Annotated in this window: 13 protein-coding genes; 10 read left to right on the forward strand and 3 right to left on the reverse strand. The window is 70.3% G+C overall.

The window, feature by feature from the left end; translation table 11 throughout:
* Positions 1 to 381 precede the first annotated feature (381 nt).
* Both ABFJ78_RS23160 and ABFJ78_RS23165 read left to right on the forward strand, forming a co-directional pair.
* A complete protein-coding gene (locus ABFJ78_RS23160) occupies positions 382 to 1,170 on the forward strand; it encodes an alpha/beta fold hydrolase (protein ID WP_436388438.1) in 789 nt (262 codons plus the stop codon).
* Positions 1,167 to 1,925, forward strand: a complete 759-nt coding sequence (locus ABFJ78_RS23165) for an SDR family oxidoreductase (protein WP_436388439.1) — start codon at positions 1,167 to 1,169, stop codon at positions 1,923 to 1,925. The genes ABFJ78_RS23160 and ABFJ78_RS23165 overlap by 4 nt, the downstream gene beginning before the upstream one ends.
* Here ABFJ78_RS23165 and ABFJ78_RS23170 read toward each other — a convergent pair.
* Positions 1,910 to 3,457 (reverse strand): IS1634 family transposase, encoded by a 1,548-nt coding sequence (locus tag ABFJ78_RS23170; protein WP_436388440.1) that lies wholly within the window; start codon positions 3,455 to 3,457, stop codon positions 1,910 to 1,912. The two genes, ABFJ78_RS23165 and ABFJ78_RS23170, sit on opposite strands and share 16 nt — an antisense overlap.
* A 153-nt stretch (positions 3,458 to 3,610) precedes the next feature.
* On the opposite strand from ABFJ78_RS23170, the gene ABFJ78_RS23175 reads away from it, so the two are divergent.
* The 5 genes from ABFJ78_RS23175 to ABFJ78_RS23195 all read left to right on the forward strand — a co-directional run bounded on the left by ABFJ78_RS23175 (position 3,611) and on the right by ABFJ78_RS23195 (position 10,347).
* A complete protein-coding gene (locus tag ABFJ78_RS23175) occupies positions 3,611 to 6,208 on the forward strand; it encodes a bifunctional FO biosynthesis protein CofGH (protein WP_436388441.1) in 2,598 nt (865 codons plus the stop codon).
* Between the two features lie 86 nt (positions 6,209 to 6,294).
* Positions 6,295 to 6,825 carry a DUF4232 domain-containing protein gene (locus ABFJ78_RS23180; RefSeq protein WP_436388443.1) on the forward strand — a complete coding sequence of 177 codons (531 nt, stop codon included), beginning with the start codon at positions 6,295 to 6,297 and terminating at the stop codon, positions 6,823 to 6,825.
* An 87-nt stretch (positions 6,826 to 6,912) separates the two neighbouring features.
* Positions 6,913 to 7,770, forward strand: a complete 858-nt coding sequence (locus tag ABFJ78_RS23185; protein WP_436388444.1) for a HalD/BesD family halogenase — start codon at positions 6,913 to 6,915, stop codon at positions 7,768 to 7,770.
* Between the two features lie 16 nt (positions 7,771 to 7,786).
* Positions 7,787 to 8,611, forward strand: a complete 825-nt coding sequence (locus ABFJ78_RS23190) for a class I SAM-dependent methyltransferase (RefSeq protein ID WP_436388445.1) — start codon at positions 7,787 to 7,789, stop codon at positions 8,609 to 8,611.
* Positions 8,608 to 10,347: a choline/carnitine O-acyltransferase gene (locus ABFJ78_RS23195; protein WP_436388446.1), complete on the forward strand. Its 1,740-nt coding sequence runs from the start codon at positions 8,608 to 8,610 to the stop codon at positions 10,345 to 10,347. Before ABFJ78_RS23190 ends, ABFJ78_RS23195 begins: the two co-directional genes overlap by 4 nt.
* Before the next feature lie 100 nt (positions 10,348 to 10,447).
* Here ABFJ78_RS23195 and ABFJ78_RS23200 read toward each other — a convergent pair whose 3' ends face one another.
* Both ABFJ78_RS23200 and ABFJ78_RS23205 read right to left on the reverse strand, forming a co-directional pair.
* Positions 10,448 to 11,362 (reverse strand): alpha/beta hydrolase fold domain-containing protein, encoded by a 915-nt coding sequence (locus ABFJ78_RS23200; RefSeq protein WP_436388447.1) that lies wholly within the window; start codon positions 11,360 to 11,362, stop codon positions 10,448 to 10,450.
* On the reverse strand, positions 11,359 to 12,141 hold the full coding sequence (locus ABFJ78_RS23205) for a class I SAM-dependent methyltransferase (RefSeq protein WP_436388448.1): 783 nt from the start codon (positions 12,139 to 12,141) through the stop codon (positions 11,359 to 11,361). The genes ABFJ78_RS23200 and ABFJ78_RS23205 overlap by 4 nt, the downstream gene beginning before the upstream one ends.
* Before the next feature lie 199 nt (positions 12,142 to 12,340).
* Between ABFJ78_RS23205 and ABFJ78_RS23210 the strand changes: the two genes are divergently transcribed.
* From ABFJ78_RS23210 to ABFJ78_RS23220, 3 genes are all read left to right on the forward strand, one after another.
* Positions 12,341 to 14,572: a discoidin domain-containing protein gene (locus ABFJ78_RS23210; RefSeq protein WP_436388449.1), complete on the forward strand. Its 2,232-nt coding sequence runs from the start codon at positions 12,341 to 12,343 to the stop codon at positions 14,570 to 14,572.
* 16 nt (positions 14,573 to 14,588) lie between these two features.
* Positions 14,589 to 16,769 (forward strand): discoidin domain-containing protein, encoded by a 2,181-nt coding sequence (locus tag ABFJ78_RS23215; RefSeq protein WP_436388450.1) that lies wholly within the window; start codon positions 14,589 to 14,591, stop codon positions 16,767 to 16,769.
* An 86-nt stretch (positions 16,770 to 16,855) separates the two neighbouring features.
* A complete protein-coding gene (locus ABFJ78_RS23220; protein ID WP_364464248.1) occupies positions 16,856 to 17,863 on the forward strand; it encodes a LacI family DNA-binding transcriptional regulator in 1,008 nt (335 codons plus the stop codon).
* Positions 17,864 to 18,186 lie beyond the last annotated feature (323 nt).

The following is an 18,186-nucleotide window of genomic DNA, read 5'->3' on the forward strand; positions in this document are numbered from 1 at the left end:
TAAGCTCTACTGGCTTAGTTCACTAGCACACTGTTGAGTTCTCAAGCAACACACCCCGAGTCCGCCGCGATCAAGCGGCTCGCTCGAAGCGAGTCATTCCTAGCAGTTTTTGGTGGGACACCCACTCAATCGCGATCCGCGAGAGCTTGGTTCGTGTCCCCGCCGCTCGGTTTCCCTGGCGACTTGGAGAACTTTACATGCCCCGAAAGGGCCCGAAACAGGGGGGTCCCTTAACAAGATCAGCGCAGGTCAGACCCCACGACGAAGCCCGTCTGCGGCTCAGTCTGCACCCCCGGGCCCCGGAGCGCCAGCGAAAGAACATTGCTCCGACTACATTGCACCGTATTGCTCCGCGTCAAAGCTCCGCCTAGCGTCGGCCGCATGAACCTCGCGCACGACGACCTCGGCCCGCGAAACGGACAGCCGGTCCTGCTGGTCCACGGCCACCCCTTCGACCGCTCAATGTGGCGTCCCCAGGCCGAGTACCTGGCCGAGCGGGGCCACCGGGTCGTCGCACCCGACCTCCGCGGCTACGGCGACTCCAAGACGGCCGACACCAAGACCGGCCTCGACGTCTTCGCGAACGACCTCGTCGAGCTGGCCGACCACCTGGGCCTCGCGAGCTTCGTCCTCGGCGGCCTCTCCATGGGCGGCCAGATCGTCATGCAGCTGACGAAGGACCACCCCGGCCGGGTCAAGGCCCTCCTCTTGGCCGGCACCTTCCCCGGCCTCGACACCCCGGAGGCGAAGCAAGCCCGCTACGACACCGCCGCGAGGATCACCGCAGAGGGCATGGAGCGCTACGCCGACGAGCTCCTCCCCAAGATGATCTCGAAGCAGACCCGCGCGACCAGGCCCGACGTCGAAGCCCACGTCCGCCGCATGATGCGCGACGCGCCGAAAGAAGGAGCCGCGGCCGCACTGCGGGGCCGCGCCGAGCGTCCCGACTACACGCCGACGCTGAAGCACATCGACGTCCCGGCCTTGGTGGTCGTCGGCAGCGAGGACGAGTTCACCCCCGTCACCGACGCCGAACTGATCCACCGGGAGATCCGCGGTTCGGCCCTGGTGGTGATCGAGGGCGCGGGCCACCTGCCTAACCTGGAGCGCGAGACCGAGTTCGACGAGGCACTCAGCACCTTCCTGAAGAACAGCGGAGCCACTCCATGACCAACCAGACCGTGTTCGTGACCGGCGCCAGCGCCGGCTTCGGCGACGCCATCGCGCGCCGGTTCGTCGCCGAGGGCGCCCGCGTGATCGCCGTCGCCCGCAGCGGGGACAAGCTCGAGAAGCTGGCCGGCGAGCTCGGCGACGCCGTCCTGCCGGTCACCCTCGACGTCAGCGACCCCGGAGCAGTCCGGCAGAAGATCGACGCCCTCCCCGCGGAGTGGGCAGCCGTCGACGTCCTGGTGAACAACGCCGGCCTCGCCAAGGGCCTCGAGCCCGCCCACAAGGCGGACCTGGACGACTGGGACCAGATGATCGCGACCAACGTCCGCGGCCTCGCGCACGTCACGCGCGCGCTGCTGCCCGGCATGGTCGAGCGCGGCCGCGGCCACGTGATCAACATCGGCTCGATCGCCGGCACCTACCCCTACCCCGGCGGCAACGTCTACGGCGCGACCAAGGCGTTCGTCCACCAGTTCAGCCTCAACCTGCGCAGCGACCTGCACGGCACCGGCGTGCGCGTGACGAACGTCGAGCCCGGCATGGTCGGCGGCACGGACTTCTCGAAGGTCCGCTTCGACGGCGACGCGGCCAAGGCCGACAAGGTCTACGAGGGCACGACCCCGCTGACCGCGGAGGACGTCGCCGAGTCCGTCTACTGGGCGGCGAGCCAGCCGGAGCACGTGAACATCAACGTCATCGAGCTGATGCCGGTGGTGCAGAGCTTCTCGGCGCTGCAGATCTACCGCGAGAGCTGAAACAGATCGGCGAGCGCCTGCTGCCCGGGGTCCAGCTCGGTCAGCAGGCGCTTCGTCCGCGGCCGCCCGCCGGTGGACGGGTACCGCAGCACCAGCTCGCCGATGCCGGCCAGCTGGTCGAGCAGCTCGCGGACGGACAGGTTCATCCCCGCCCGGTCGGCCTCGCGCCGCATCAGGTGCGTGACGGTCGCGGCGAGCACCGACACCAGCCCGTGCGCCGCGATCCGCTGCCGCGTCCACTCCCAGCGCGGGGTCGGGCCGGTGACGGCGGGCCCGGTCAGCCAGCGGAACGTCGACTCCAGGTGGGTGCGCGCGCGGTAGGCCGTGACGACGTCGCCGATCGGCCAGTCCCGGTCGGTGACCAGCACCTGTTTGCCGAAGAACTCCTCGTCGAGCCGGGCCAGCGCGGCGGAATCGATCCGCCGTTCCAGCCGGATCTCCCCCGGCCGGTTCCCGCTGAGCACGGCGGTGAGCACGCGCTCGATGCGCCGGCCGCGCGTCACCCGGCCCAGCTCGGCGTGCACCTGGGCGCGGTCGCCGCGGTGGGTGCCCGCGGCCAGGGCCTCGGCCAGGCCGTCCAGCTCGCGGGTCGCGGTGGCCAGCTCGTCGGCGAACGCGCGGGACTGCGCCGCGTGCAGCGTCGCCGAATGCGTCAGGATCACCCGCCGCCGGACGCCGTCGACCACCGCGTGCGTGTCCAGCGCCGTCAGCCCGGCGAACCGCTCGGGGTCGACGCGCTTGCGAGCGGACGCGGGCTGGGTCAGCAGCTCGGGGTGGTCGGTCAGCGGCAGCGACCCGACGAACCCGCTGCGTGAGCCGAGGTCCAGCTGCGCCGCCTGGCCGGCGTGGAAGACGAGCGTCGCCGGTCCCAGTCCCGCCATGAGCGACGCGAACGTCGGTGCCGTGCCGTCGTCGCGCCGGTACAGCCGCGAGGCCAGCGGGATGGCGCCGTCGCGCGTCACCCGCAGGCCGACCCCGGCGAGGACGCCCTGGCACGCCGAGGGCAGCGTGCAGTCCGCCGGGGCGAACGCCGCGAACTGGGGGACGTCGACGGCGAGTGCCGCGTGGTCGTCGAGTGCCTCCAGCACGGCGGCGGCGACGGCCTCCTCGATCCCCGCGATGCGGTCCGGCGTAAGGCGTTCCAGTGCCTTCCAGATCCCGTCCACCGTGGACAGGCGCGGCCGGACGAGGTCGGCGGCCGGCCCCGACGCCCACCATTCGGACAGGGGCGTGCCGGGTGCGGTCGCCCGGTGCAGCACCGCGACCGCGAGCGTCAACCCCAGCGACGGCTTCGCACGCACCACGTCGTCGACCCGGCCGACGAAGCCCAAGCGCGAGAGCGTCGACCACACCGCGGCGATGTCGCCGAACGCCCGGTACGACGTCGACGCCGGCTCGCCGCCCGGGACGGCCCGGGCGATCTCCTCGGCCGTCCCGAGGTAACGCTGGGTGACCACCCGTGGCTTGCCGTCGACCCGGCCCGACTCCGCCAGGTAGTAGTACGTCCGTCCGCCGATCTTCTTCCCGACCACCGATGCCACCCTTTAGGTAATACACGCCGGGCAGCTGATCGACAACCACGGCACCCCGGTGACCTGCGACGACGATCACGTCCGGGTAGAACCGCAGCCGGGTGCGCAACACACACTGGCTGGTCGCGTGAGGACGGTCCTAGCGTGGGCGGAATGGGACCCGAACCCGACGCCACCACCCCGACCGCCTCCGCGATGCGCCGCGCGCTCGCCCGGGCGCGTGACGGGAAGACACTGGACGTCACCGAAGCGGCCGTCCTGCTGCACGCCCGCGGCGACGACCTCACGACGCTCTCCGAGTACGCCTCCCGCATCCGCGACGCCGGCTTGGCCGAGGCCGGGCGCGCCGGGATCATCACCTACAGCCGCAAGGTGTTCATCCCGCTGACCCGGCTGTGCCGCGACCGCTGCGGCTACTGCACGTTCGTCACCGTGCCGGGCCGGCTCGAATCGCCGTTCCTCTCCCCGGACGAGGTGCTCGACATCGCCCGCAAGGGCGCGGAGATGGGCTGCAAGGAAGCCCTCTTCACGCTCGGCGACCGCCCCGAGGACCGCTGGAAGGCCGCCCGCGACTGGCTGGACGCGCACGGCTACGACGACACGCTCTCCTACGTCCGCGCGATGGCGATCCGCGTCCTCGAAGAGACCGGTCTGCTGCCGCACCTCAACCCGGGCGTGCTGACCTGGCAGGACTTCCAGCGGCTCAAGCCGGTCGCGCCGTCGATGGGCATGATGCTGGAGACCACCGCGACCCGGCTGTGGAGCGAGAAGGGCGGGCCGCACTACGGCTCGCCGGACAAGGACCCCGCGGTCCGGCTCCGGGTGCTCGAGGACGCCGGGCGCAGCAGCGTCCCCTTCACCACCGGCGTCCTGATCGGCATCGGCGAGACGTTCGAAGAGCGCGCCGACGCGCTGTTCGAGATCCGCAAGGTCGCCAAGACCTACGGCGGCATCCAGGAAGTCATCGTGCAGAACTTCCGGGCCAAGCCGGACACGAAGATGCGCGCGACGCCGGACGCCGACCTCGAAGAGCTGGCCGCGAACATCGCCGTGGCGCGGCTGGTGCTCGGCCCGAAGATGCGCATCCAGGCGCCGCCGAACCTGATCGGCCGCCAGTACGACCTGATGATCCGCGCCGGCATCGACGACTGGGGCGGCGTCTCGCCGCTGACCCCGGACCACGTCAACCCGGAACGCGCGTGGCCGCAGATCGACGAGCTCGCCCGCCGCACCGAGAAGGCCGGCTTCGAGCTGAAGGAGCGGCTGACGATCTACCCGGAGTACGTCAAGGCCGGCGAGCCGTGGCTGGACCCGCGGATCACGCGGCACGTCGCCGCGCTCGTCGACTACGACACCGGGATGGCGCGCGAAGACGCGATGCCGGTCGGCATCCCGTGGCAGGAGCCGGACGGCGGCTGGCAGGAGTCCGGCCGCACCGACCTGCACACCGAGATCGACACCAGCGGCCGCACCGAAGACCGCCGAAGCGATTTCGACTCCGTGTACGGGGACTGGAAGGAGATCGGCGACCGGATCAAGACCGGGCCGCAGAAGTTCGACACGGACATCCTGGAAGCGTTGCGCAGCGCGGAAAAGGACCCGGCCGGGCTCTCCGATGACGCCGCGCTGGCGTTGCTGCACGCGGACGGTCGCGAACTGGACGCGTTCACGAAGCTCGCCGACGACCTGCGTCGCGAGACGGTCGGCGACGACATCACGTTCGTCGTCACGCGGAACATCAACTTCACCAACGTCTGCTACACGGGTTGCCGCTTCTGCGCCTTCGCGCAGCGTCGCACGGACGCCGACGCGTACACGCTCTCGCTGGAGCAGGTCGGCGACCGCGTCGACGAGGCGTGGGCCGCGGGCGCGACCGAGATCTGCATGCAGGGCGGCATCCACCCGGACCTGCCGGGCACCGCGTACTTCGACCTCGCGGCCGAGGTCAAGCGCCGCCAGCCGGAGATCCACCTGCACTCCTACAGCCCGATGGAGGTCGTGAACGGCGCTTCGCGGACCAACCTGTCCCTGCGCGACTGGCTGATCAAGGCGAAGGAAGCCGGCGTCGACTCGCTGCCGGGCACGGCGGCGGAGATCCTCGACGACGACGTCCGCTGGGTGCTCACCAAGGGCAAGCTGCCGACGTCGGAGTGGATCAAGGTCGTCACGACGGCGCACGAGGTCGGGCTGCCGACGACGTCCACGATGATGTACGGCCACGTCGACACGCCGGCGCACTGGGTCGCCCACCTGAAGCTGCTCGCGCGGCTGCAGCGTGAGGGCCTGGAGAAGCACGGGCGACGCGGGTTCAGCGAGTTCGTGCTGCTGCCGTTCATCCACCAGAGCTCGCCGATCTACCTCGCCGGCCTCGCCCGCGCCGGGGCGACCGTGCGCGAGAACCGCGCGGTGCACGCGCTGTCCCGGCTGCTGCTGCACGGCATGATCGACAACATCCAGAGCTCCTGGGTGAAGCTCGGTGTGGAGGGCAGCCGCGCGGTGCTGCAGGGCGGCGTCAACGACATCGGCGGCACGCTGATGGAGGAGACGATCAGCCGGATGGCGGGCGCGTCCAACGGGTCGTACAAGACGATCAGCGACATGCGCGCGATGGTCGAACCGCTCGGCCGTCCGCTGGTGCAGCGGACGACGGGCTACGGACGTCCGTCGGCCGAGCGGCTCGCCGCCGCGGCGGCGTCGGACGGCGTCGCCACGGCGGTGCGCAAGCCGCTCCTGCCGCTGTTGACTCCGTAAGGGCCCACCGAACGTAGTGAATGACTCATTCATGTCGCCTGGCGACATGAATGAGTCATTCACGTCATCCGCTAGTCTTCCGCCGCATGGGGGTTTCGCGCTTCGCGCCGCTGCTCGTCCTCGTGCTTCTGGCAGGCTGTGAAAGTCCGCCACCACCCGCACCGACGCCGACGACCACCACCCCGAGCCCGACGTACGGCCCGCCGCCGTCGGCCGGTCTGTCGCTTTCGGTCGGCCAGGTCGAAGCCGGGCTCGGGCACCGCGCGAGCGTGCTGACGCTGACCAACCGGGACACCGCGCCGCGGAAGGTCACCGGCTACCCCGACCTGAAGATCCTCGCGGGCGACGGCTCCCCGCTCGAGGTGAAGGTCGAGCACGGGACTTCCTACTTCGCGCGCGACCTCGGGCCGCAGGACCTGACCGTCCAACCGGGCGAGAAGGTCGTGGCCGTGCTCGCCTGGTCGGCGACCGTCACGAGCGGCGACACGCGCACCGGCGCGGCAATCGCCGTGGTGCCGGTTCCGGGCGAACCTGCGCAAAAGCAGCCACTCGACACCGATCTCGGCACCACCGACACCGTCACCGTCAGCTCGTGGGCCACCGAGGTGGGGGCCTGACGACCCTGTGTCACCGCTCACAAACCGACGGTTGACCAGCGGGACTCTGTGCTAACTCTGGTCCTTCACCCGCCGGAAGGGACCTCGATGAGCACCTCCGTAGCGCCACTGGAAATGGTCGACACCGACCGCTACCCGCTCACCGATCCGGACAGTCCCGCGTGGCGCGAGACCGTCGGGCGCACCCAGGCCGACCTGGCCGACGTCGGGTGCAGCGTGCTCGCCGACTTCATCCGGCCCGAACTGCACGACGTCCTCCGGAAAGAGTGCGCCGCGCTCGAACCGCACGCCTACACGAAGATCGAAAAGGTCAACGCCTACAACACGGCGATCGGCGAGCCGCTGCCCGAAGACCACCCGGGCCGCACGATCATGGAACGCGGCAACGCCTTCGTCGCGCGGGACCACATCCCCGCGTCGTCGATCATCGCGCGGCTCTACACCAGCCCGCTGTTCCAGCGGTTCGTCGCCGACTGCTTCGGCCTGCCGGAACTGCACGAGCTGGCCGATCCGCTGTCCGGGCTGACGCTCAACGTGATCGCGCCCGGCCGCGCGCACCCGTGGCACTTCGACACGAACTCCTACACGGTGAGCATGCTGACGCAGGCCGCCGAAGCGGGCGGGACCTTCGAATACTGCCCCGGCATCCGGTCCGCGGCGGACGAGAACTTCCCGGCCGTCCGGGCGGTGCTCGCCGAAGACGGCACCCATCCGGTCCAGCGCCTCGGCCTCCGTCCGGGGGACCTGCAGCTCTTCCAAGGACGCTTCGCCTTGCACCGGGTCAGTACGGTGGAGGGTGCGATCGCGCGGTACTCCGCGATCTTCGCCTACAGCGAGCGCCCGGGGGTCATCGGCAGCGCGGAGCGGACCAGGCAGCTGTTCGGCCGGGTCCTGCCGGTACACCTGGCCGGGCGCACTGACCGTGGCGACGAACTGCTCGACTAGATCAGGAGCCTGGCCTGTGCCTTTCGACTCGACCGGCAAGATCTCGTTCGACCACATCTACACCGCACCCGACCCGCGGCCGTTCTTCGGCACCCTGCGGCGCGTGAACTACGAAATCCCGCAGCTGGCGAAGCCGTATTTCGCCAAGTTGATCGGCGAACACCCGGCCGAGCGCCCGACCGTGCTGGACGTCGGCTGCTCGTACGGCGTCAATGCGGCCCTAAGGCGCTGCGACGCCACGATGGACGACCTCTACGCGCACTACACCGCTCCGGACGTCCGGGCGCTCACCCACACGCAGCTGATCGAGGCCGACCGGGCCCGCGTCACCGACCTGGGCGGCGCGAAGTTCTACGGCCTGGACGCGTCGGCGCCGGCGCTCGAGTACGCGCTTTCCGCCGGGTTCCTCGACGAGGCGATCCACGCGGACTTCGAAAGCGACGACCCGGACAGCACCCAGCGCAAGCTGCTGGACGACGTCGACCTCGTGATCTCGACCGGCTGCGTCGGCTACGTCACCGAGAAGACGATCTCCCGGATCGCGCGGGGGTCGCGGCCGTGGATGGCGCACTTCGTGCTGCGGATGTTCTCCTACGAACCGGTCGCCGACAGCCTGGCCGGGCTGGGGTACGACACCGCGCCCGTCGAAGGCGTCTTCCGGCAGCGGCGGTTCGCCTCCGCCGAGGAGCAGACGCAGATCCTGGACACCCTCGACGCCGCCGGCGTCGACCCCACCGGCCTGGAGGCCGACGGCTGGCTCTACGCGCAGCTGTATGTTTCCCGTCCTGAAGGCGCGGCCGAACTCGCGGCCACGCTGGCCACTTCCGAGCAAGAAGGATGACCGTGAGCAGTCCGGACTGGTCCACCCGCACCTTCGGCAACGAGGACCGGCTTCCCCGCGTCCCCGTCCCCACGCTGGAGGACAGCCGCCGCCGCTTCCTCGAGTGGTGCGCCCCGCTGCTGACGCCGGACGAGCTGGCCGAGACCGAGGCGGCGTTCGCGGAGTTCCTCGCGGGCCCCGGGCCCGAACTGCAGGCCGCGCTCGAGGAGTACGACCGCTCGCCCGGCGTGCGCAGCTGGCTCGACACGTTCTGGCCGTACCGCTACCTCGGCCGCCGCGACCGGATCGCGCTCAACGCCAACTTCTTCTTCCTGTTCCAGGACTCCCCGCTCGGCCAGGTCGAGCGCGCGGCCGAGCTGACCGCGTCCGCCGTGGACTACAAGCTGAAGCTGGACGACGAACTCGTGCCGCCGGTGCTCCTGCGCGGCACGCCGCAGTCGATGGTGCAGCACAAGTACCTGTTCTCGGCGACGCGGATCCCGGGCGAGCTGCTGGACACCGCGCGCACGCGGTTCCCGTCGCCCGAGCGGCACATCGTCGTGTTCTCGAAGGGCACGCCGTTCCGCATGGACGTCCTCGCCGAGGACGGGCGCCCGTACTCGCCGGAGCAGATCGCCGACGGGCTGCGCGCGATCCTCAAGGACGACCACGTCACCGACGTCCCGGCCGGTCCGTTCACGACGAAGGCGCGTGCGGAGTGGGCGGCTTCGCGAGCCGCGCTCATCGACGCGGGCAACGCCGCCGCGTTGGAGACCATCGAAACCGCGCTGTTCTGCCTGTGCCTGGACGACTTCACGCCGTCGAACGCCCTGGAAGCGGGCGACCGCCTGCTGTACGGCGACAACCGGTGGTACGACAAGGCCGTCTCGCTGATCGTGTTCGAGGACGGCACCGCCGGGATCAACGTCGAGCACTGCGAACTCGACGGCACGACGATCCTCGGCTTCACCGACGCTCTGTTGAGCGGTTCACGCGAAGCTCGCGAAAAGGCTGACGGCGTCCCGGGCTACGAAGTCGTCGAGTTCACGTTGACCGACGCTCTGCGCGAAGACGCGCGCGCCGCCCGAGAAGCCTTCAAGGCCTACGCGGACGCGACGGCGACGCAGACCGTGTCGTTCGACTTCGGCGCCAACCGCGCGAAGGAGCTGGGGATGTCCCCGGACGCCTTCGCGCAGATGTCGTACCAGCTCGCGCATCGCCGCGCGAAGGGCCTGACCGGCGCGACGTACGAGTCGATCGCGACGCGGCAGTTCCGGAACGGCCGGACCGAGGCCATGCGGGTCGTGACGCCGGAGGTCGTGCACTTCGCCGACGTCATGACTTCGCCGGACGCCTCTCTTGAAGAAAAGCGTGCCGCGTTCCGTGCCGCGGCCGCGAAGCACGTTTCGCGGGCGAAGGAGTGCCAGGCCGGGGACGCGCCGGAGCAGCACCTGTGGGAGCTGCAGCTGATCGCGAAACGCCGTGGGGAAGCCACGGACCTGCCGCTGTACTCCTCGCCGGGCTGGCTGAAGTCGCGGGACGACTACCTGAGCACCAGCTCGGCGCCGTCGGTCAACATCCAGTACTTCGGGTTCGGTTCGACGAGCCCGCAGTGCATCGGCATCGCGTACGTCCTGCTGCCGGACCGCTGGAACATCTACTTGAGCACACCGAAGCACGTCTCGGCCGAGATGTACCGCTTCGCGGACGAACTCGCGGTCGCGGTGCGGGAGCTGCAGGACCTACTGGCCGAGTAACCGCCCCAATGTGGCCTTGGTTGCGTCAGATGCACCCAATGTGGCCTTCGGTGCGTCTGACGCACCGAAGGCCACATTGGGGCGCTTGAGCCGGGCCGCGCTACTGGCCGAGTAGGCGGCGCAACCAGGTCAGCCGGGCGGCGCGCGCCGCCCGGCTGAGCCGCGCTTCGGGCGCCAGCGAGTCGAAGCCGTGGAAGCCGCCCGGCCACACGTGCAACTCCGCCTCGCCGCCCGCCTGCCAGAGGCGGCTCGCGTAGGCGACGACCTCGTCGCGGAACGTCTCGGCCGTGCCGACGTCCAGGAACGCCGGCGGCAAGCCGGAAAGGTCCTCGGCGCGGGCCGCGGCGGCGTAGGCCGGGACGTCCTCGAGGTCGCCCAGGTACGCCGTCCAGCCGACGTTGTTGGCCGTGCGGTCCCACAACCCGCGGCCGTCGAGGTCGACCGCCGACGGCGTGTCGTTGCGGTCGTCGAGCATCGGGCAGAGCAGCAGCTGCCCGGCGAGGGACGGGCCGCCGCGGTCGCGGGCCAGCAACGCGGTCGCCGCCGCCAGCCCGCCGCCCGCGCTGATCCCGCCGAGCACGAGCGGGCCGGCGAACCGCTCGGCCGTCCACAGCAGACCGGCGTAGCAGTCCTCGACCGGCGCCGGGTACGGGTGCTCGGGAGCGAGCCGGTAGCCGGGCGAGACGATCGTCAAGTCCAGTTCGCCCGCCCAGGCCAGCAGGTTCGGCACGTCGGCGCCGAGGTGGCTGCCGACGATCGTGCCGCCGCCGTGCACGTAGTAGAGGACGCCCGCGCTCGACGCCGGCGTCATCACCAGCAGTGGGACGTCTCCCGCGTATTCCTCGGCGACCTTGTACCCGGGGTGTGCGGCGGCCAGCTCCTCGACGGTCCGGTGCTCGGCCGCGTTCAGCTCGCGCCGGCCGGGGATGTCGGCGAGCGACGCCAGCGGCGGCCGGAGGGCGCGCAGCATCTCGACGACCGGTGCCAGCTCCGGGTCGAACGGCGGGGGCGTCACGACGTCGGGTCCGAGACGACGAGAACCAGGGAGCCGTCGAACGTCTGTTGTTCGCGCAGCCGTCCGTAGCGGCGGTCCCACGTGCCGTCGTCGAGGTCGTGCTGCAACTCGGCGGCGAAGCGGTGGTGCACGCGGTCGTCGACGAAGCTCCACGCCGAGCACGACAGCCGCGCGCCCGGGTCGAGCAGGCGTTCCGGCCGCGCGTAGTAGGCCTCGTTGAAGCCGTCCGTGCAGTCGATCGGGATCGGCACGCCGACGATCGACGTGTGGCCGCCGAGCCCGTCGGCGATGTCGTCGACCGACGGGTAGCGCCGCGCTTCGGTCTCGATCACCTCGGGTGCGTAGTCGAGCAGCCAGAACCGCCGCAGCAGCGCGGGATCGCAGGTCAGGATGGCGATCGGGCCGCGGGTGACCCGCCGCAGCTCCTTGAGCCCGGTCCACAGGTCGTTCCACTGGTGGACGCTGAACGTGCTCATCGCGCCCTCGAACGCCCGGTCCGGGAACGGGAGTTTCTCGGCCACCGCGTCGACCGCCGGCGGCAGGTCCGCCGGCCGCTGCGCGCGCATCGACGCGGACGGCTCGACGGCGGTCACTTCGCGGTCTTCGGGTTCGTACGCGCCGGCGCCCGCGCCGACGTTGAGCACGGTCCGCGCGTCGCCCAGCGCGTCGAGGATGTACTGGCCGATACGGGGATCCGGCTTGCGGTAGTCGGTGTAGACCCCGCCGATCGCGCCGTAGTCCGCGTCCCCGGCGCTGCCGTCCGCACGTCGCTGGCTCATGCCAGAAAAACTATCAGCGCGGTCCGCCGTCGAGGGCGTTGCTCCGCAAGGCGCAACCGGACGACGGGCATCCGGCGCAGTCGTCAATTCCTGTCGCAAACTTGCGTAAGTTCGTCCAACTATTGCGATTTCCTGTCCGAGATTCGTATGATCCGGATCACAGAGGTCCCCACCTGCTGCGGAAAGGCCAGTGCCGCCCATGTCCCCCAGCTCTGTCTTCAGCGCGCCCAAAATCTGGTTCGGGGCGTCAGCCGCCGTGCTCGTCGCCGCCGGACTCACCATCGCCGCCGCCCCGGCCGGGAATTCGGCCCTGGCCGCCGGCCGCGGCGCGAGCGTCCCCTTCGTCGAACAGGAAGCCGAAACCGCCGCGACGAACGGTTCGGTCATCGGCCCGAACCGCGCCGCGGGCACGCTCGCCGGCGAAGCGTCCGGCCGCAAAGCCGTGACGCTGTCCGGCCAGGGCCAGTACGTCGAGTTCACGCTCACCGCGCCGGCCAACTCGATCGACTTCCGGTACAGCGTCCCGGATTCCGTCAACGGGACGATCTCGCTCTACGTCGGCGGTACCCACAACCGCGACATCGCGGTGACGTCGAAGTGGGCTTGGTACTACGGCTCGTACCCGTTCACCAACAACCCGGGTGACGGGCACGCGCACCACTTCTACGACGAGACCCGCGCGCTGCTCGGCACCTCGTACCCGGCCGGCACCAAGATCAAGCTGCAGGTCGACGCGGGCGACGTCCCGGCGACGATCGACCTCGCCGACTTCGAGCAGGTCGGCGCGGCGGCCACCCGGCCGGCGAACTCGGTGTCCGTCACCGACTACGGCGCCACCGCGGGAGACGCGAGCGACGACGCTTCGGCGTTCGACTCGGCGGTCGCCGCGGCCCGCGGCCAGGGCAAGGAAGTCTGGATCCCGTCCGGGACCTTCACCCTCGGCCACCACATCACGGTCGACCAGGTGACGATCCGCGGCGCCGGGCCCTGGTACTCGGTGCTCACCGGGCCGCGCGCCGGGATCTTCGGCAAGGGCGAACCGGCGAGCTGCGGGACGTCGACCTACGCCGGCAACCCGGCCGTGCCCGGCACGAGCAGCGCGGTGAAGCTCTACGACTTCGCGATCATCGGTCAGGTCGACGCCCGCGTCGACTGCGACCAGTCCAACGCCATCGGCGGCGCGCTGGGCGGCGGCTCGGTCGTGCAGAACCTGTGGCTGCAGCACACGAAGGTCGGGCTGTGGCTCGACGGGCCGTTCGACGGGCTCACCGTGGCCGGCAACCGGATCCTCGACCAGACCGCCGACGGGCTGAACCTGCACCAGGGCATCAGCAACGCCACGGTGACGAACAACTTCCTGCGCAACACCGGTGACGACGGCCTGGCCATGTGGTCCGAGCGCGACGCCGACCACCACAACACGTTCTCCTTCAACACCGTGCTGCTGCCGATCCTCGCCAACAACATCGCGATCTACGGCGGGCACGACAACACCGTGTCCGACAACGTCGTGGCCGACAACCAGGACCAGGGTGGCGGCCTCCACATCGCCAACCGGTTCAGCGCGGTGCCGCTGTCGGGCACCACGACGGTCGCGCGCAACACCGCGATCCGCACCGGCGTGCTCGACTCGAACTGGCAGTTCGGCGTCGGCGCGCTGTGGTTCGACGGCCGCGACTCGGCCATCACCGGCCGCGTCGACGTCACCGACCTCGACCTGCAGGACAACAACTACGAGGCCATCCAGTTCATCGACGGCGCAACCACGGACGTGCACTTCACGAACGTCCGGATCAGCGGCGCCGGCACGTTCGCCTGGCAGCTGCAGTCGAAGCCTTCGGGTTCGGTGAAGAACGTCGTCGCGACGGGGATCGGGCGAGCCGGGGTCTACAACTGCATGGGCCCGGACGCGATGGCCGGCCTGGCCGACCAGAGCGGCAACTCCGGCTGGACGACGACGTACTGCGGCTCGTGGCCGTCGCCGGTGTACGGCTCGGACAACGGCGGCACGACCACTCCCCCGACCACCACGCCGACCCAGCCGACGGGGAACCTCGCGCTGCACAAGACGGTCAGCGCTTCCGGCTCGCAGGGCGGCTTCCCGCCTTCGAACGCGGTCGACGGCGACGTGAACTCCTATTGGGAGAGCACGAACAACGCGTTCCCGCAGTCGGTGACCGTCGACTTCGGCAGCACGGTCACCGTGTCGCGGCTCGTTCTCAAACTGCCGCCTTCGTGGGGCTCGCGCACGCAGACGTTGTCGGTCGACGGCGTCAAGGCGTCGGCGACGTACACGTTCGATCCGGCCTCGGGCAACGCGGCGACCGTGACCTTCCCGGCGACGTCCGTACGCACCCTGCGGCTGACCTTCACCGGCAACACCGGCTGGCCCGCGGGTCAGCTGTCCGAACTCGAAGCCTATTCCTCCTGACAGAAAGGTGACGACGATGTCCCGCATCCCGGCTCTACTCGCCGCCGCGCTCGCCGCGTCCGGCCTGACCGTGCTGGCCGGCGGCGCGCCCGCCGCGGCCGCGACCTGCCCGGCGACGGCGTCCGGCGGCGCGAGTGTGCCGTTCCGGACGGTCGAGGCCGAGTGCTCGGCGACGAACGGCTCGGCCGTCGGCCCCGACTACACCCAGGCTTCGATCGCGTCGGAGGCCTCCGGGCGGCAGGCCGTGCGGATCACGACCGGCCAGTACGTCGAGTTCACGCTGCCCGCGGCGGCGAACTCGATCAACGTCCACTACAACCTGCCGGACGGGTCCTCGGGCCGGCTTTCGGTGTACGTCAACGGGACCAAGCTCGGCAGCGGCCTCTCGGTGACGTCCCGGTATTCCTATGTGGACACCGGCTGGATCCCCGGCGCGAAGACGCACCACTTCTTCGACGACGCGCGGTTGCTGTTCGGGCAGAACGCCGCGGCGGGCGCGAAGGTCCGGGTGGCCGCCGACTCCGGTGACGTCGGCCAGGCGACCATCGACCTCGCCGACTTCGAGCAGGTCGGCGGCGCGGGTTCGAAGCCGTCGGCCGCGTTGTCGGTGACCGACTACGGCGCCACCGCGAACGACTCTTCGGACGACTCGCAAGCGTTCCGCAACGCGCTTTCGGCAGCGCGGTCGCAGGGTCGCGAGGTCTGGGTGCCGTCCGGGCGGTTCGAGATCGGGTCGGCGCTGCAGATCGACCAGACCACCGTGCGCGGCGCGGGTCAGTGGTACACCGTGTTGCACGGCAACAACATCTTCAACAACGGCAGCGCGTCCGGCAACATCAAACTGTACGACTTCGCGGTGTTCGGCGACGTCACCGAGCGGAACGACGGCAGCCCCGACAACGCATTCCACGGCGTGCTGGGCAACGGCTCGGTCGTGTCGGGTCTGTGGATCCAGGACACGAAGTGCGGACTGTGGCTGATGAACGGGGCGTCGTCGAACGTCACGATCGAGAACAACCGCATCCTCGACACGCAAGCCGACGGCGTGAACTTCGACGGCGCCGTGACGAACTCGACGTTGCGCAACAACTACCTGCGCAACAACGGCGACGACGGGCTCGCGCTGTGGTCCAACGGCCAGGCCGACTCGGGCAACTCGCTGGTGAACAACACGATCGTGCAGCCGAACCTGGCCAACGGCATCGCGCTGTACGGCGGGTCGAACAACACGGTGAGCGGCAACCTGGTGCAGGACACCAACGCCCTCGGCGGGGGCTACCTGGTCGCGAACCGGTTCAACTCGGTGCCGCTGTCGGGCACGGTCACGCTGTCGAACAACACGGCGCTGCGGGCCGGAGCGCTCGACCCGAACTGGCAGTTCGGCGTCGGCGCGCTGTGGTTCGACGCGCGCGACCAGGCGATCACCGGCGTCACGATCCGCGTCACCGGGTTCACCGCGATCCAGAGCCCGTACGAGGCCATCCAGTTCATCGACGGCAACGGCGCGGGCAAGCAGATCCAGGGCATCACGATCGACGGCGTCTCGGTGCAGGGTGCCGGCACGTTCGTGGCGCAGTCGCAGACGCAGGGGTCGGTGTCGATCAGCAACCTGACGGCGTCCGGCGTCGGCGTGACCGGGACGTACAACTGCCCGTACCCGACGTCGATCCCGCGGATGACGTTCAGCGGGTCGGGCAACAGCGGCTGGACCGGCACGTGGAGCGACTGCTCGACGTGGCCCGCGCCGAACTCGGGGCCGCCGCAGCCGCCTCAGTCCGGCACGAACCTCGCGCGGGGCAAGGCGATCAGCGCGTCCGCGTCGGTCGGTGGTTTCCCGCCGTCGAACGCCGTGGACGGTGACGCCAACTCCTACTGGGAGAGCGCGAACAACGCGTTCCCGCAGACGCTGACGGTGGACCTGGGCGCGGCGGCGTCGATCAACAAGGTGACGCTTCGCCTGCCGCCGTCGTCGGCGTGGGGCGCGCGGACCCAGACGGTGACGATCTCGGGCAGCACGGACGGCGGGACGTACACGACGCTGGTGGGCTCACGCGGCTACGCGTTCGACCCGGCATCCGGCAACACGGCGTCGGCGTCTTTCACGGCGACGTCGCAGCGTTTCGTCCGGCTGACGTTCACCGGCAACACCGGCTGGCCCGCGGGCCAGGTGTCCGAATTCGAAGTGGCGGCTTCGTAGCTCGGCTCGTGACAAGCCCGTACCGGTCGGCTGGACCGGTACGGGCTTGTCATACTTTTGCGCCTGGTTGCTGTAAAGTTTCACTCATGACGCGTCGTCTTGCCGAAGTCGCCCGCCAGGTCGGGGTCAGTGAAGCCACGGTCAGCCGGGTGCTCAACGGCCGGTCCGGGGTGTCCGCCAGCACCCGGGCCGCCGTGCTCACCGCGCTCGACGTGATGGGCTACGAGCGCCCCACCCAGCTGCGCGGCGAGCGGGCCCGGCTGGTCGGGCTGGTGCTGCCGGAGCTGCAGAACCCCATCTTCCCCGCGCTGGCCGAGATCATGGGCAACGCCCTCGCCCAGCAGGGGTTCACGCCGGTGCTGTGCACGCGGACCGCGGGCGGGGTGTCCGAGGCGGAGTACGTCGAGCTGCTCCTGCAGCAGCAGGTGTCGGGCGTGGTGTTCGCCGGCGGGCTGTACGCGCAGGCGGACGCGGTCCATTCGCACTACCACCACCTCGTCGAGCGGCGGCTGCCGACGGTGCTGATCAACGCGGCGGTCGAGCACCTGGGCCTCCCCCAGGTCTCGTGCGACGACGCGGTGGCGGTCGAGCAGGTCGTCGGCCACTTGAGCTCACTGGGGCACGAGAAGATCGGGCTGGTGCTGGGGCCGTCGGACCACGTGCCGTCGCAGCGCAAGCTGGCGGCGTTCCAGGCGTACGCGGCGAAGCTGGGGTTGCCGGTGCTGGACGAACTGGTCGAGCACGGCATGTTCTCGATCGAGGGCGGCCACGCGGCGGCGGCGCGGTTGTACCCCCGAGGAGCGACGGCGGTGCTGTGCGCGAGCGACTTGCTGGCGCTGGGAGCGGTCCGCGCGGCGCGCCGGCAGGGGCTGTCGGTGCCGGAGGACATCTCGGTGGTGGGGTACGACGACTCGGCGCTGATGAACTGCACCGACCCGCCGCTGACGACGACCCGCCAGCCGATCGAGGCCATGGGGCGGGCGGTGGTGGAGCTGCTGGTGAAGCGGATCAACGGGGGTGAAGTGGCGGCGGAGGAGTTGTTGTTCGCGCCGGAGCTGGTGGTCCGGGGGTCCACGGCTCGCCGCATCGCCTGACCGCCGGCCCCGGCCCGGGCGCCGACGTCATGAAAGAGTCGTTCACCGCGCCCGACGACAGGGCTCCGGCAAAGTCGTGGCCGCGCGGTCTGCCCGGCGTCGCGGCGATGTCATGAAAGGGTCGTTCATGTCGTCTGACGAGGTGAACGACCCGTTCATGACGTGCGGGCGACCGGATCGGCCGCGCTGACCTGACTTTGCCGGGACCCTGGCGCCTGACGACATGAACGAGTCGTTCATGTCGTGCGGGCTCCGGGCAACCGACGAGCGACCCACCTGACCGGATCCCCGTGACCCGGAAGTGCGCGGCGGCTCGCGAGCCG

Origin of the sequence: Amycolatopsis sp. MEPSY49 (assembly GCF_051337345.1) — a bacterium.
Classification (GTDB): domain Bacteria; phylum Actinomycetota; class Actinomycetes; order Mycobacteriales; family Pseudonocardiaceae; genus Amycolatopsis.